Below are 15,437 nucleotides of genomic sequence, written 5' to 3'. Positions count from 1 at the left end.
AGGGAGTTTCTAATGTCGGTCTTTGTCTCATCACGCCTAGCACTCGCTACTGGCGCTCTGCTCTGTGCAAGCATTGTCGGCGCATCCGCCACGGCTTCCGACACTGAAAATGAAACCATCCGTTATACCAATGGCTACTGGTTCAATGGCGAAATATTTGTCGCTGGAGACCGAGTTACGAGCAATGGCCGCTTCGTTGGGGACGGCGTAGCAGAAGACCGGATCGTCGATCTTGGCGGCAAATATGTTATTGCACCACTTGGTGATGCACACACCCACCAGTTTGATGGCAGCTACTCATACAATACACACAATGAGAACAATTTACGCAGCGGCGTCTTCTACGCTCTGACAACTACCGCGCCTGCATCATCGGTAAGCGCAATTCGGCCAAAATTTGATGATTGGAATACGGTCGATGTAGCCACTGCACTCGGCGGTGTGACTGGACCATCCAGCCATCCTGCGGAGATTTACGAAGCTACAGCCCTAAGAATTTATGGCTATGAGCAGCAAGTCGCACGGCAGGCCGAAATTCGTGCGAGCAAACGCCGGCTCGGCAATGCGTATTGGGTCGTCGAAAGCGAAGATGATATCGCCGCTGTTTGGCGCGGTCTCCTGCGCGACACCCCCGATCTTGTGAAAATCTATCTCCGTCACAGCGCAGAATATGCCAACAATAGCTATGATAGCTGGGCAATTGGCGGCGTGGACCCAGCTTTGCTGCCAATGATCACTGATCGCGCGCGCAGTAGCGGGCTCAGAATCGCAGTTGCAGTCAGTGATATTTCCGATGTTGAGGCAGCGGTCGCCAACGAAGCGGACATATTGACCCACCTACCATGCTATCAAGACACGTCGGAGCCGAATTTGTATTTCTACGCTCAATCCGATGCGGGGTGTCTGATCAGCAAAGAACTGGCGGAAAAAGTGTCCGAGGCTGGCAGCGCCGTCACGCTGATCGCATCTGAGTGGGCGAAAAATCAGAATCCTGAGGTGCGCCGCCGTGAAGATGCCAACACGCGTGCTTTGCGCAATGCGGGCGTGCGTTTTACGATTGGATCGAACGCTTATTCCGCTACAATATTGGACGGCTTGATTGCCGAAGCGAGCCGGTCGCTGTTCACTCGTTCGGAATTGCTGCGCATCGCCACAATCGACACGCCACAAGTGATTTTTCCGGATCGCGCAATTGGGTGCAATGCGCCGGGGTGCGAGGCGAGCTTCCTAGCGCTTACTGCAAATCCGTTGGAGGATTTCGGTGCACTCGGCGCTATCGGGATGGCCGTCAAACAAGGCCGCGTTCTTGACCTTCCCGTCCAGAACGAACCGTCACCCTGATCTAGTGTTTGCCTAGTAAACATTGCACACTGGCAAGCCTGACGCACATCTCGGCGAATGGTGTGAAACTTTTTCGCCTCTCCACCTGTTGACTCCCTGAAGGTGCATCCCCAAATGCGCCGTGCTGGCACTCTATGTATGAGAGTGCCAAGTTTGTTTTATCACTCTAACGAAGAGGTCATCATTATGGCATTTCGTCCGCTACACGACCGCGTTCTGGTCCGTCGCATCGAAGCCGATCAAAAAACCGCTGGCGGGATCATCATCCCTGACAGCGCGCAGGAAAAGCCAAGCGAAGGCGAAATCGTCTCCGTAGGCAGCGGCTCCAAAGCCGAAGACGGCACTGTAACTCCACTCGACGTCAAAGCTGGCGACCGCGTGCTGTTCGCCAAATGGGGCGGCACCGAAGTCAAGATCGACGGCGAAGACCTGCTGATCATGAAAGAAAGCGACATCATGGGAGTGATCGGCTGATCGCCGACCTACCCCAGCGCTTTTCATTCAACGAACACAATTAAAGGAATTTCACCATGGCAGCCAAGGACGTAAAGTTCTCGCGTGACGCACGCGAAGGCATCCTCAAGGGCGTTGATACGCTCGCAAACGCAGTCAAAGTAACGCTCGGCCCCAAAGGTCGTAACGTCGTTATCGACAAAAGCTTTGGCGCACCGCGCATCACCAAGGACGGCGTTACCGTCGCCAAGGAAATCGAACTGACAGACAAGTTCGAAAATATGGGCGCGCAAATGCTCAAGGAAGTTGCGTCAAAGACCAACGACCTCGCCGGTGACGGCACCACCACTGCAACCGTTCTGGGCCAAGCGATTGTTCGCGAAGGCATGAAATCGGTTGCAGCGGGCATGAACCCGATGGATCTGAAGCGCGGTATCGACCAAGCGGTCAGCACTATCGTTGACGATCTGGTAAAGCGTTCGAAAGACGTTGCTGGCACTGAAGAAGTCGCTCAAGTCGGCGTTATTTCGGCCAATGGCGACAAGGAAGTCGGCGAGAAAATCGCAGAAGCGATGGAAAAAGTCGGCAAAGAAGGCGTCATCACCGTTGAAGAAGCCAAGGGCCTCGAATTTGAGCTCGACGTTGTTGAAGGTATGCAGTTCGACCGCGGTTACCTGTCGCCATACTTCATCACCAACCCTGACAAGATGACTGTGGAACTCGAAAATCCATACATCCTGATCAACGAAGGCAAGCTGTCGAACCTGAAAGACATGCTGCCGATCCTCGAAGCAGCCATGCAATCGGGCCGTCCTCTGCTGATCATCGCAGAAGACATCGAAGGCGAAGCGCTGGCTACTCTCGTTGTCAACAAGCTGCGCGGCGGCCTGAAAGTTGCTGCGGTCAAGGCACCGGGCTTCGGCGATCGCCGTAAAGCGATGCTGCAAGACATCTCGATCCTGACCAAAGGCGAAATGATCAGCGACGAGCTGGGCATCAAGCTGGACAGCGTTACTCTGGGCATGCTCGGCGAAGCCAAGCGCGTCACGATCGACAAGGATAACACCACAATTGTCGACGGCGCAGGTAGCGAAGACGACATCAAGGCACGTGTCGCTGAAATCCACGCTCAGATCGAAGCAACCACTAGCGATTATGACCGCGAGAAACTGCAAGAGCGTCTGGCGAAACTCGCCGGCGGTGTTGCTGTGATCAAGGTTGGCGGCGCTTCGGAAGTTGAAGTGAAAGAACGCAAGGACCGCGTTGATGACGCGCTCCACGCTACCCGCGCTGCGGTTGAAGAAGGCATCGTCCCTGGCGGCGGTACTGCGCTTCTCTACGCTTCGAAGGCTCTGGCTGGCGTCAAAGGTGACAATGACGACCAGACCCGCGGCATCGACATCGTTCGCAAAGCAATCCTGGCACCAATCCGCCAGATCGCCGAGAACGCTGGCCATGACGGCGCTGTGATCTCCGGCAATCTCCTTCGCGAAGATGACGAAACGCAGGGCTTCAACGCTGCGACCGACACTTACGAGAACCTCGTAAAAGCCGGCGTGATCGACCCGACAAAGGTTGTTCGTACTGCTCTGCAAGACGCAGCATCGGTAGCTGGTCTGTTGATCACCACCGAAGCAGCAATTGCTGACGCGCCTGACGACAGCGCAGGCGGCGCTCCTGCAATGCCTGATATGGGCGGCATGGGCGGCATGGGCGGCGGTATGGGCTTCTAAGCCTACCGTTTCTCAGCACAGAAACTTGAAAGGGTCTGACGGAGCAATCTGTCGGACCCTTTTTGCATTTCGTCGGAATTCTACAAAGTGGGTGAAGCTATTCGTGCTATAAGCTGCGCATGGCCAACGCGACTAACAACCGCGACAAACGCCCAACCGCTTCCGAGACGTCCCGACCGGAAGACGCCCCTGCTTACACCAAATCCAAGCAGACTGCGGCAGTTAGGCTCGGTAAAAAACTGCGTGATCCCGTCAATGGTTTCCTTGCAGGTCAATCACTTGTTGGCGACCAACCAATTATCGATCCTGCACTGGTTCCGGGGCTATGCGAAGTGGCCCCCCGGTGGCGCGAATTCCGCGAAGAGATCCAACCGCTGATGCACGAGCGGGAGAGCATCCCGCCCCTTGGGAAAATCTCTCCTGATCACCGCCGGATTGCCTCCACACCCGCATGGAAAAGCTTCTTCTTTCGCGGCTACGGCTATGAGTCGCTCGCCAATCAAGGGCGCTGCCCCAAGCTGACGAAGGCCATTGATTCCATTCCGGGAGTAGTCGTCGGCTTTCTGTCGATCATGGAACCCGGCACGCATGTTCCGTTACATCGCGGGCTGACAAAATCATGGCTCAATTGCCATTTGCCGCTGATGCTACCTGATGATGGCAAGCGCTGCGAAATCGCTGTGGACGGCAAAATACAGCAATGGCGCTATGGCGAATGGCTCGTATTTGATGAAACCTATCCGCATGAAGTGTGGAATGAGTCCGATCAGCCGCGTGTCATGTTGCTATTGCAGGTTCAACGGCAAATGCGCTGGCTCGGCAGGATGGTTACACGCGGCATCTATCACGGCGTACGGAATTCTAGCTTCGTGAATGATGTGAAGGCGGCAATCGGCGCAAGCAAACGCTAGGCGCACTTCACTTTCGGCCAATCCTGCCGCATGTAACGGCCCAACAACAGAATTTGGAAGAGGACCGCTTGCTATGACCCGACTGCCCAAGACAAAATTGATCGCTCTGCTGATGGCTTCGGCCGCAGTTGCGAATTGCGGCGGGTTATCCGAGCCAGTCGTGGCAAAGATCGAGTGCACCACCACACAAACCGAATGCATCAACACTTGGTTTGACGCCAAATTTGACGAGTTGGTTGCTTTCAGTCCGATGCTGCAGACGTCGCTCGGAATGAAATCCGATTACGACAAGATCGATGATATGAGCGTCGAAGCCGAACAGAAGCAACTCGAATGGTGGCAGAATACCGCTGCCGAGATGGAAGCCAATTTCGACTATGACGAGCTGTCGGACGATGCCAAGCTGTCTTGGGACATGTGGCAATTCCGTAAAGATCAGGCCGAAGCGTCAGCCAAATTCCGTAATCAGGCGTATATTCTCAACCAAATGAACGGAACGCATTCGGCGCTGCCCAGCTTCCTGATCAGCCAGCACAAGGTCGAAAGCGAAAGCGACATGACCGCTTTCATTGCACGTTTGGGCGGGATTGGGACGGCTATGGACCAATTGCTTTCCCGCGCTCAGGCCAATGCGGAGGCAGGCACGCGGCCTCCGCAATTCGCTTATGATGCTGTGATCAAGGAATCCCAGAATATCACCTCGGGCGAACCTTTCGACAAAAGCGATAAGCCCTCTGCTCTTTGGACAGCGAGCGAAGAGCGTATAGCCAAACTGGTTGATGCTGGCACAGTCACTGCAGAACGCGGCGAAGAGTTGCGTGAAGAGGCGCGCACCGCGCTGACGGAGCAGCTGGCCCCCGCTTACACCCGGGTAATCGAATGGTTCACTGAAGACCGCGAAAATGCCGATGCCGAGGCGCGCGGGGTCAGCGCACTGACCAATGGCACCGACTACTACAATCACCAGCTCCGCGTGATGACCACCACCGATCTGACGGCAGATGAAGTGCACGATATCGGGCTGTCAGAAGTCGCGCGCATTCGGACCGAAATGGGAGCGATCAAAGACAAGGTCGGATTTGACGGCGATCTGTCAGCTTTCTTCACATTCATGCGCGAGGATGATCAGTTCTATTTCTCCAACGATGACAAGGGCGCGCAGGACTATATCGACGCCGCGAAAAAACATCTGGCATTCATCGATACCAAACTGCCCGAATATTTTGGCATTTTACCCAAAGCGCCGTTGGAAGTTCGCCGGGTCGAACCGTTCCGTGAACAAGACGGTGCGGCGCAGCACTATCGCACGGGCACGCCCGATGGTTCGCGGCCTGGCATCTATTACGCGCACCTTTCCGACATGCGCGCGATGCCGATTCCGCCGCTTGAAGTCATAGCCTATCATGAGGGCAATCCAGGCCATCATATGCAATTGTCAATCGCGCAGGAACTGACCGGGATCCCGAAATTTCGATCGCAAGGTTATTACCTGTCTGCCTATGGCGAAGGCTGGGCGCTCTATTCCGAATTGCTAGCGAAAGAGATGGGCGCCTACGCTGATCCCTATTCCGACTTCGGCCGCCTGACGACAGAGATGTGGCGTGCAATCCGGCTAGTCGTCGACAGCGGTATCCACTCCAAAGACTGGAGCGAACAACAGGCGGTCGATTATTTCCTCGCCAATTCACCAATGCCGGAAACAACCGTGCGCAACGAAGTGCGGCGCTATATCGTATGGCCCGGCCAGGCGACCTCGTACAAAATCGGCATGATCAGAATCCTTGAGCTTCGTGCCAGAGCGAAAGAGCAGCTCGGCGATGCCTTCGATATTCGCGGCTTCCACGACACGGTTCTGGGCGGCGGTTCTGTGCCTTTGAGTCTGCTTGAAACACGCGTGGATCAGTGGATCGCGAGCCAGAAAGCGAGCTAGGCCTGCTGCTTATGCGTATCGCGGAACGGTGCGCCTAAGGCACGATCTAGAGGCACGTCTTTGCTAGCGAGCGGATCATAAACGCCGATATCCACTTCGTCCTGCGGGATCTCGTCGCGGAACGTCCCGTGCAAGCGGTCCCAGAAGCTTAGGCCGCTGGTGTAATTGCTATCGCGCTCGGTCTTGATGCTCGAATGATGGATGCCGTGCATTTTCGGCGTAGTGAATGCGCGCGCCAGCAAATCATCGGTCTGACCTGGCAATCGCATGTTCGAATGATGAAACAGGATCGAGAAATTGAAGAAGTTGCGCCACCACCGTAGCGCTTTCGGGCTCACACCTGACACGCGCACTTGAACCAGCCGCCACGGCAGCGAGACAAACATATCGAGCGGATGAAACCGCACCGCCGTGCTCGCATCCATGTCCGGATCAATGTGGTGGACGCGGTGGAAACGCCACAGGAACGGGACTTTGTGCGTGGCGACATGCCACCAGTAAAATCCGTAATCCATTGCCGCGATACCGCCGACCAACCGCAACGGACGCGGCAATTTTTGCGCTAGCCCGCGGCCTTTCTCCAAATTCTTGGCCGCAATCATCTGTGTCAGCGGCTCTTCCACTGCAGCCACGATCACCGCGCACCCCGCGCCCATTGCGGCGTTGCGGATATTGCGCGGGATCGCGGGCGTTTTGGCCTCACGCAGCGGCTTCTTGCGCTCGGCCAGCAAGATGCCGCCAACTACCGCGCTCGCGGCTGCCACCATTGCGATCTTGCCAAGCTTCATCAGGCTGCATTGCCCCATAGCGCTGCCGCAGTCGAGCGGTTACAGCAGCGTATATGACCGCTCCGTTGATTTCGATATTTTGCCGCTGGCCTACTCCGGGTGAAGCCAAGACCCGGCTGATCCCAGGCTTTGGGCCAGAAGGCGCTGCGGCAATCTACACCAAGCTGCTCGCTCATACGGTCGAGGTGGCGCGCGCAAGCGGCATTCCGTTCGAATTGCGGGTAACCGGTGCGCCCGTTGAGCGGTTCCATGCCGGACTAGGCGATGATCTCACTATCGTCGAGCAAGGCGATGGCGATCTGACCGATAAGCTATCGCGTGTACCCGCGCCTGCGATTGTGATCGGCAGCGATTGCCCGGGACTGACCCCTCAGATACTCCGTGCAGCGCGCGATACGTTGGCTACCGATCCGATGGTGATCGGCCCAGCAAGCGATGGCGGCTATTATTTGCTGGGCTATAACGAACCGTCAGACTTCGCTTTCACCGATATGGAATGGAGCACCGAAACCGTATTTGCAGAAACGCTAGAGCGGTTCGTTGCGCGCGGTATTAGGCCAGCGGTGCTGCCTGAACTAAGCGATGTCGATACTGCGGAAGACCTCGCAAACTGGCCGGACTTCCTGCCGTGATCGCGGACCCGAGTAGTGTTGGAATTGTCCTGCCCGTGCTCAATGAAGAACGCGCACTGCCCGAAATGTTTGAAGTGCTTGCTGTACTTGATCCCCAACCCGCCGATATTCTGTTTGTTGATGGTGGCAGCAGCGACCGTACCTGTAATCTGATCCGAGAGGCTGGCCACCAATTGCTTGAGACCGAAACCGGGCGGGCTATCCAGATCAACGCAGGTGTTGGGGCAGCGCAGACTGAACTCGTTTGCGTACTTCATGCTGATACGATCCCGCCAAGCGACATGGTCGCTGTGATCGCTGAAACGCTTAACGATCCGAAAATCGCGCTGGCCAGTTTTACGCCGCTGATCAAAGGGCCGGATAAGACGCGCTGGTTCACGACTTTCCACAATTGGATCAAGACCTGGTACGCGCCGATTATCACACGGCCACATCTGTTTGTGCGCGGTGTCCGGTTGCTGTTCGGCGACCACGCGATGTTTTTCCGCCGGTCGCAGTTTCTCGAAATTGGCGGCTGCACGCCCAGCGATGCGGTTATGGAAGAAGCCGATCTGTGCGTGAAATTTGCGCGCCTCGGCAAGATCAAGCTGGTACGCCGCTGGGTCGAAACATCGGACCGGCGAATTGCCGCTTGGGGACCGCTGAAAGCAAATTGGATCTATTTCAAAGTCGGTATTCTATGGGCCGTCGGCGCACGCAGCCGGATGGCAAAGGATTATCCGGACGTGCGGTAGGATTATTCTGCCGGAACCTCAGCGCCTTTCAAGAAACCGACCTCGATACAATGCGCGATCAGCCGGTGCAGGAACTCTGGACCCGTGGGCGGGCAGACCAGTCCGGTCATCTCCTGCGCGGCACGGTCGTCAAATTCAGGATTGCGTTGGAAATAGCTGGCATAGAGACCCGCGACCCGTTTGTAGAGACGTCGCTCCAAAGCGGGCAATCCGGCGGGGTCAAATTGGTCCGGTTCGACCAGTTCAGGTCGGTGGAATTGCGGAAAGGCCGCAATGCCATCGGTAAAGGTCGATACCGGTATCGGTCGGCCCGAAACCAAATGATACGTTCCGCCAGTCCTGTTGCTTTGGGCACGCCGCATGTTCTGCGCCAATGCGGTTATCCCGGCTGCAACGTGATCGAGCGGGACGAAATCCAGCGTTGCACCGGCCTTGGCCGGCATGTGCTTCACTCTGCCTTCGGCGATCAATTTGAAAGCAGCGTAGGTCGTATCAAACTGCCGGATCAGCCCAGTCGCACTTTCGCCAACCACAATGCTTGGCCGCGCAATGGCGAAAGGAACGCCGCTGGCACGCACAAGCTTTTCCGCTGATGCTTTGCTGGCCTCATAGCCATTGGCGAAGCCGCTATCGGGCACACGGTCGCTCTCCAGAATTGGCCCATCGCGGGTTCCACAAACATAGGCCGTGCTCACATGCAGGATCGGCATATCGCCAGATCGGGCAAACTCGATCGCATTGGCTGCGCCGCCTGTGTTCACCCGGCGATATGTCTCGTCATCCAAGTCAAAGCGCACGGTCGCAGCGCAATGGATAAGCAGATCGTGGCTCGCTGTCAGCCGGTCAAACTCGGCCTTGTCCCAGCCGAACAGCGGAGCGGAAACATCTCCCGCAATGACTTCATCAGGTACAACTTCACGGCCATCATTGGCCCGAATGTCGCGATTATTGTGGACGAGCGCAGTAACGCTGTGTCCCGCCGCGATCAGGCGCGCAGCCACTTCGCCGCCGATCAGTCCGGCGGCTCCGGTCAGGAATATTTTCAACAGCAGGCTGCCGGCGACTCAGACGAATTATCGGTACCGTCAGTGAATGGAACAGCTACGCCGCAATCGGGAAAGATGCCGTAATGCCGGCTAAAGTCGCCGAAGAAATCAAAATGCTCTGCAAAGCGGGTGTCGGCGAGCATTTTCCAGCTATTCCCGCAGATCGGGAACATCTTGCCTGCTTCGATATGATGGTGATCGTCTAGCTCGAATACGCGTTCCTGACCGCGCACGGTGCCCTTGTAGCGGACCGCTTGGCCGTAATCTTCACATTGCATTTCCAGTTCAGGCAGCTTGAACAAACGATAAGTTGCCGAGTGGAAATTGATGCCGTCCAGCTTTGCCGCAACCGCCGGATCGCCGATACCCAATGGACGGCTAAACACCAAACGCGGGTCGAGGAAACCGGCTTCCTTGGCGTGGTCGATAAAGTCGCCCCAATAGAGCGCGCCAGAGAGGCATTCGCCATGCAGCACAGGATCATTGTGCAGCTCGGTCGGTACGCGGCGGTTAGAATAGACGTCCGAGAAATAGAGTTCACCGCCCGGTTTCAGAAGCCGATACGCAGCGGAAAACACAGCTTGCTTGTCCGCCACCAGATTGATCACACAGTTCGATACGATCACATCATAGTGGTTTTCGGGCAAATCAAGCTGGTCAAGCTTTTCGATGTCACCTTCCACGAACGTCACATTCGATTTGGCATAGCCGAATTTCTCACGGTGCCATTCAAGGTGCTCGTTCGCGACCGCAAGTTGCTCTGGCGTAGTATCAACACCGGTTACGCTGCCCTGCTCACCTACGATCTGCGCAAGGATATAGGCATCTTGTCCACTACCTGATCCGAGGTCGAGGATATCCGCACCTCCGATAGCCTGAGGGGATACCAAACCGCAGCCATAATAGCGCGCCCGGACTTCCTCATGCACGTTGCGCATCGCGTCCAAAATCGCCGGTGGCGGTGCTTCGGTTGTGCAGCAAGCGTCGGTTTTCAGATCATCCGATCCGCCCAAAACTTTGCCGTAATAGTCACGGCTGTTTTCGATGTTCATGTAACTTCCAGTCCCTTTTGGCCGAATGACAGGCCAAGCATTGCATGTTGCTTGGCACAATTCAGTTCGCCTTGCAGCATCAATTTGTTACAGTTGGAAAAAACCGGGGGACCCCATGAAATTCACACATGATGCCATCGTGATTGGCGGCGGCGCAGCAGGCCTGACAGCAGCCGGCGGTTGCGCTCTGTTTGGCCTCAAAGTCGCACTGATCGAAGGCAACAAGATGGGCGGCGAATGCCTTAATAATGGCTGTGTCCCCTCCAAGGCCATTATCACGGCAGCAAAGCGGGCACAGGAAGCGCGCGAAGAGAAGCGCTACGGCGTCCAACTCGCCGCGCCGAAAGTCGAATGGGCTGGCGTGCACAAGCATATCCACGATGCCATCGCGCATATTGAGCCGCATGATTCGAAAGAGACTTTCGAGGAGATGGGCTGCGAAGTGATCATGGATTACGCCAAAGTCACCGGCAAGCACACCGTCGAGGTTGGTGGCCGTGTTCTCAGTGCCCCGCGCATCGTGATCGCCACCGGGTCTGAGCCATTTGTCCCGCCCATCGATGGGTTGGACGGCGTTCCTTATCTCACCAACGAGAACCTGTTCGATCTGACTGAGCAGCCAGAGCATCTGGTCATCATCGGCGGCGGCGTGATCGGCATGGAAATGGCGCAAAGCTTCCGCCGATTGGGCAGCGAAGTGACCGTGATCGAACCGGGCAAACCGATGGGCCGCGATGATCGCGAGTCCGTTCAAGTCGTTGTCGATGTCATGAAAGACGAAGGTGTCCGCTTTGTCGAAGGCAAAGGCCAGAAGGTCGAAGGCTCCGAAGGCAACATCACCGTACACACCGACGGCGGCGACACAGTCACCGGATCGCATTTGCTGATCGCTGTTGGGCGTTCGGCACGTGTATCCGGCTATGGACTCGAAGAGCTGGGTATCGAACTCGGCCGCAATGGTATCAAAGTCGATGCGCGACGCCGTACTTCGGTGAAGAATATCTACGCGATTGGCGATTGCCGCGAAGGCCCGCGCCTTACGCATGTCTCGGGCTATGAAGGCTCCAACGTCGCGCTCGAAATTACCACCGGCCTGCCAACCAAAGTCGATTGGAAAGCGTTGCCGTGGTGCACATACACCGAACCCGAAGTCGCGCAGATCGGTATGACCGACGAGGAAGCGCGCGAGAAATTCGGTAATGACAACATCACAGTGATCAAAGAAGGTTTTGACCATAATGAGCGCGCCATTGCCGAGGATTCAACCAAGGGGCACCTCAAGGTCATCCTGAAAGGCAAGAAGGTTCTGGGAGCGAGTATCTGCGGCAAGAATGCCGGCGAATTGCTGTTGCCATTCACGCAATCGATCACTGGCAAGAGCAATACTTTCGCGCTTGGCTCCGCAATTATCTCCTACCCGACACGCAGTGAAATTCTGAAAGCCGCGGCGTTTTCCGCTTGGGAACCAACCGTGTTTGGATCGCTTCCTAAGAAATATGCGGCATTTGTCGCAAAGATGCGCAGGACTTTTAATTGACCGACACCGCGACGAGCAGCCGCAGCAAATCCCGCAATGCCCCCACTGGAGCCTCACCGTTTCAGATCGAAGCAGATGCGCTGCCGGAAGAGAAATTCTCCGATCCAGTCTGGACGGCCAAGGGTGAACGCCGCGCCTCGGTGCCGCTGACCACACTTGAAACGCTCTGGTTCAATACCGGTACGCTATGCAATCTTGCTTGCATCAATTGCTATATCGAAAGTAGCCCGACCAACGATGCCCTAGTCTATATCAGCCGCGACCATGTGGCGCGCTATCTCGCTGAAATCGCCGAGAAGAACATCGCCACCAAGGAAATTGGCTACACCGGCGGCGAGCCATTCATGAACCCTGAATTCGTAGCGATCCTGACCGATACGCTGGAGCGCGGGTTCGAGGCTTTGGTGCTCTCCAATGCTATGAAACCGATGCGGCGGCATGAAGCGGCGCTGCTCGACCTGCGCGAACGGTTTGGCGACAAGCTGACCATTCGTGTCAGCCTCGATCACTATACCAAAGCTGCGCATGAAGCAGAGCGCGGTCCGCGCAGCTGGGAGCCTGGGACCGAGGGGCTGAAATGGCTTTCAAGTAACGGCTTCTCCATCGCAGTAGCAGGTCGGATGCTGCCAAGCGAAACGATGGATCAAGCGCGAGAAGGCTATGCGGCATTATTCTCAGAGCTAGGCATCCAGATCGATGCAAGCGATCCAATGCGGCTCGTTCTCTTTCCTGAAATGGATGAAGCGAAGGACATCGCTGAGATAACCACCGAATGCTGGGGCATTTTGAATCAGAACCCCGCCGACATCATGTGCGCCACCAGCCGCATGGTCGTCCACCGCAAAGGCGAAGCTGAACCCCGCGTCGCGGCATGTACGCTCATCCCGTATGATGACGGTTTCGATATGGGGACAACTTTGGAAGAGGCGTCACAAGACGTTTCGCTCAACCACCCGCATTGCGCTCGTTTCTGTGTTCTGGGCGGTGCTAGCTGTTCTGCCTAGCTAAGCACCCGGCGGCGGCGCTACGGGCTGATGGACGATACCAAACTGAATATTCGACCAGATTCGTTCATGGAAGAAATACAGCACCAGCTTGGTAATCACTTCCAGACCGCCAATCGAAACCGCTGTGGCGATATTCCCTGTAAAGAACCACGCGAGTAACATCGTGTCGAGCGATGCTATGGTCCGCCATGTTGCGGTCTTTGTGGTGGTCCGGGAATAGGTCTCTTTGCGCTTCCCGTTGACTACCGATGTGCCCCAAGCAAGCCAGACCCAGAACCGTTCATGCAGGAAGTAAAGCACCATCTTGGTCACGACTTCGGTGATCGCGATATAGCTCGCCGCTTGCAACGCCTCGCCCTGATCCTTCTCCATCCCGAAGACCGGACCGAGATAGGTGATCAGCAGGTAAGACAGGATCAGCGTGTCAATCGTCCCAATCACACGCCATGAAATCGCTTTCGCTACCGAGCGCTTGGCTTGGATGCGGGGTGGGTTCTTTGTCTCTGACGCAGCGGTTTCGGGGCCGAAGATCGGCTGTTCTGGCTTTTCGCGCATCGGTAGCTTGTGCCTTCAACAAACAAAGATGTCGAGTGAGCCGCGCCGTTTTTGGCGCAGTACGCCGTCGCCACTTGATTGTTTCCAGCAATTTGCCAACGTGGATATATTGCAGTTTGGAGAGGGGTAACCACGATGCACATTACGACTTGGACGAAGGTGCTGGCACCGATTGCAGTGGTGACAATGGCAGGCTCAGCTCAGGCTGCTCCGCTAACCTTCGACTGTGACGCACGTATCGACGCGACCGCATCAGTGAAGAATATCGCCCAAACAACGCCATCCGTCAGCGGTACGATCACCGCTAAGCAGTTTCGGCGCGGCAGGGTGAAGCCATCGGTTGGGGCCAGCATCACCGCCGCTGATGGCAGTAGTGTTGCAGTGATGCGGTTGGTCGCAGCGTCAGCTGATGCAACCGAGTTCGACATCATGCTGAATACCAATGTCGAGGGCATTCGCGAAGAGTTCAACCTGGGCAAATTACCGGTAGCTGAGCCAGTGTCCTTCCGGATGTTCATTGATGGAGAAGGCGTTGCTAACCTATTCATCAACAATCAGTCATGGCGCGCTGCGTTCACGGCACTGCCGAACGGACAGGAATCCACCTTCTGCTCAACCGGACAGTTCGAATTCAGCGATTTGCGTTTTTCTGACTAGAGAACACGTCCAGCAACAGCATCCAGTTTCGCGAGTGTCTCGGGATCACGTGCATCAGGTGATGTAATCATTGCAAAGTCGAGGACCGTGTCCAACGGCGATGCTACGCGCTTCTTTGGTAACGCTGCGACAAATGCCTCGACTGTCTTTCTGGCAATCTCACCGTTCGCATTCATCTGCGCAATGACTTCGCTCACCTCAACAAAGGCAGCGTCTTCGCGCCAACAATCATAGTCGGTGACCATGCCAACCAGCGCATAGGGTAGCTCTGCTTCGCGTGCCAATTTCGCTTCAGGCATCGCGGTCATACCGATAATATCCGCGCCCCATTCACGATAAAGGTGGCTTTCGGCGCGAGTGGAGAATTGTGGGCCTTCCATAGCGAGGTAAGTCGCATCTTTGCTGACGTTGCCGCCAGCCTTCTTCACGGCTTTTGCTGCAATCTTGGACAGCCGCTCGCACACGGGTTCAGCCATACTGACATGGGCCACCATACCGGTACCAAAGAAGCTGGAACTGCGCGTTTTGGTTCGATCAATGAACTGATCCACCACCACGAACTGGCCGGGTGGCAGTTCTTCCTGCAAACTGCCGACCGACGAAATCGCCAGAAGATCGGTGCAGCCGGCCCGCTTCAGCGCATCGATATTGGCCCGCGCGTTCACGTCGCTTGGTGGGATCCGGTGGCCACGTCCATGGCGCGGCAGGAACCGCACTTGTACTTCGCCGATACGGCCGCACAGGATTTCGTCAGAAACCTCGCCAAAGGGTGAATTCACACGGATCCATTGCGTATCTTCCAGCGCATCGATTTGGTAAAGGCCGGAGCCGCCAATAATTCCGATTGTCCAGGTGTCGCTCATGATGTGGTCCTAACAGCAGAATGCGACAGCGAAAACACTATGATGGCAGTTTGTCGGATCGCTCAAGCAGCTCGTCAGACTCAATATTGTCGGATTCCGTAAGGTTTTGTCGCCCGAGCGACACTTTTCGTCGCTATATTGCTTGCGCCTGCGAATCTTCGCCCGTTAAGGTTATCCAAACCAAGATAGGGGTACGAC

15 protein-coding genes are annotated in these 15,437 nt (G+C 56.0%); 10 read left to right on the top strand and 5 right to left on the bottom strand.

From position 1 onward, the window contains the following. The first annotated feature begins 12 nt into the window (after positions 1–12). From J9777_RS13395 to J9777_RS13375, 5 genes are all read left to right on the top strand, one after another. On the top strand, positions 13–1,341 hold the full coding sequence (locus J9777_RS13395; protein WP_209349299.1) for a hypothetical protein: 1,329 nt from the start codon (positions 13–15) through the stop codon (positions 1,339–1,341). A 186-nt stretch (positions 1,342–1,527) separates the two neighbouring features. Beyond that, positions 1,528–1,815: a co-chaperone GroES gene (gene groES, locus J9777_RS13390; RefSeq protein WP_160612229.1), complete on the top strand. Its 288-nt coding sequence runs from the start codon at positions 1,528–1,530 to the stop codon at positions 1,813–1,815. A gap of 56 nt (positions 1,816–1,871) precedes the next feature. Beyond that, positions 1,872–3,527 (top strand): chaperonin GroEL, encoded by a 1,656-nt coding sequence (gene groL, locus J9777_RS13385; protein ID WP_209349298.1) that lies wholly within the window; start codon positions 1,872–1,874, stop codon positions 3,525–3,527. A 119-nt stretch (positions 3,528–3,646) separates the two neighbouring features. Then, complete coding sequence (locus tag J9777_RS13380; RefSeq protein WP_209349297.1) at positions 3,647–4,438, top strand: aspartyl/asparaginyl beta-hydroxylase domain-containing protein; 792 nt, start codon at positions 3,647–3,649, stop codon at positions 4,436–4,438. A 73-nt stretch (positions 4,439–4,511) separates the two neighbouring features. Further along, the gene (locus J9777_RS13375; protein WP_245228746.1) at positions 4,512–6,368 is read left to right on the top strand and encodes a DUF885 domain-containing protein; all 1,857 of its coding nucleotides are present in this window, start codon (positions 4,512–4,514) and stop codon (positions 6,366–6,368) included. Here J9777_RS13375 and J9777_RS13370 read toward each other — a convergent pair. Further along, positions 6,365–7,156: a sterol desaturase family protein gene (locus tag J9777_RS13370; RefSeq protein WP_209349296.1), complete on the bottom strand. Its 792-nt coding sequence runs from the start codon at positions 7,154–7,156 to the stop codon at positions 6,365–6,367. The genes J9777_RS13375 and J9777_RS13370 overlap by 4 nt on opposite strands. 53 nt (positions 7,157–7,209) lie before the next feature. On the opposite strand from J9777_RS13370, the gene J9777_RS13365 reads away from it, so the two are divergent. Continuing rightward, positions 7,210–7,788 (top strand): TIGR04282 family arsenosugar biosynthesis glycosyltransferase, encoded by a 579-nt coding sequence (locus J9777_RS13365; RefSeq protein WP_209349295.1) that lies wholly within the window; start codon positions 7,210–7,212, stop codon positions 7,786–7,788. Next, positions 7,785–8,522, top strand: a complete 738-nt coding sequence (locus J9777_RS13360) for a glycosyltransferase (RefSeq protein WP_348632006.1) — start codon at positions 7,785–7,787, stop codon at positions 8,520–8,522. The genes J9777_RS13365 and J9777_RS13360 overlap by 4 nt, the downstream gene beginning before the upstream one ends. Before the next feature lie 2 nt (positions 8,523–8,524). Here the strand turns inward: J9777_RS13360 and J9777_RS13355 are convergent, their stop codons facing one another. Further along, positions 8,525–9,568 carry an SDR family oxidoreductase gene (locus J9777_RS13355; RefSeq protein ID WP_245228745.1) on the bottom strand — a complete coding sequence of 348 codons (1,044 nt, stop codon included), beginning with the start codon at positions 9,566–9,568 and terminating at the stop codon, positions 8,525–8,527. Then, complete coding sequence (locus J9777_RS13350) at positions 9,565–10,620, bottom strand: methyltransferase domain-containing protein (protein ID WP_209349294.1); 1,056 nt, start codon at positions 10,618–10,620, stop codon at positions 9,565–9,567. Before J9777_RS13350 ends, J9777_RS13355 begins: the two co-directional genes overlap by 4 nt. A gap of 115 nt (positions 10,621–10,735) precedes the next feature. Between J9777_RS13350 and J9777_RS13345 the strand changes: the two genes are divergently transcribed. Together J9777_RS13345 and J9777_RS13340 are read left to right on the top strand one after the other, a co-directional pair. After that, positions 10,736–12,157, top strand: coding sequence for an FAD-dependent oxidoreductase (locus J9777_RS13345; RefSeq protein WP_209349293.1), 1,422 nt, complete (start codon positions 10,736–10,738; stop codon positions 12,155–12,157). Continuing rightward, the gene (locus tag J9777_RS13340; protein WP_209349292.1) at positions 12,154–13,161 is read left to right on the top strand and encodes a radical SAM protein; all 1,008 of its coding nucleotides are present in this window, start codon (positions 12,154–12,156) and stop codon (positions 13,159–13,161) included. The genes J9777_RS13345 and J9777_RS13340 overlap by 4 nt, the downstream gene beginning before the upstream one ends. Here the strand turns inward: J9777_RS13340 and J9777_RS13335 are convergent, their stop codons facing one another. After that, positions 13,162–13,719, bottom strand: a complete 558-nt coding sequence (locus J9777_RS13335) for a DUF2061 domain-containing protein (protein ID WP_209349291.1) — start codon at positions 13,717–13,719, stop codon at positions 13,162–13,164. A 135-nt stretch (positions 13,720–13,854) separates the two neighbouring features. Here J9777_RS13335 and J9777_RS13330 point away from each other — a divergent pair, with 135 nt between their 5' ends. After that, positions 13,855–14,376, top strand: coding sequence for a hypothetical protein (locus J9777_RS13330; protein WP_209349290.1), 522 nt, complete (start codon positions 13,855–13,857; stop codon positions 14,374–14,376). Here the strand turns inward: J9777_RS13330 and mtnP are convergent. After that, entirely contained in the window at positions 14,373–15,239 is an 867-nt protein-coding gene (gene mtnP / locus J9777_RS13325; RefSeq protein WP_209349289.1) for an S-methyl-5'-thioadenosine phosphorylase, read from the bottom strand. The two genes, J9777_RS13330 and mtnP, sit on opposite strands and share 4 nt — an antisense overlap. Positions 15,240–15,437 lie beyond the last annotated feature (198 nt).

The organism is Pontixanthobacter sp. CEM42 (assembly GCF_017812015.1).
Lineage (GTDB): Bacteria > Pseudomonadota > Alphaproteobacteria > Sphingomonadales > Sphingomonadaceae > Pontixanthobacter.
The sequence above is the reverse complement of the archived record's forward strand: the minus strand, read 5'-3'. Positions and strand labels throughout refer to the sequence as shown.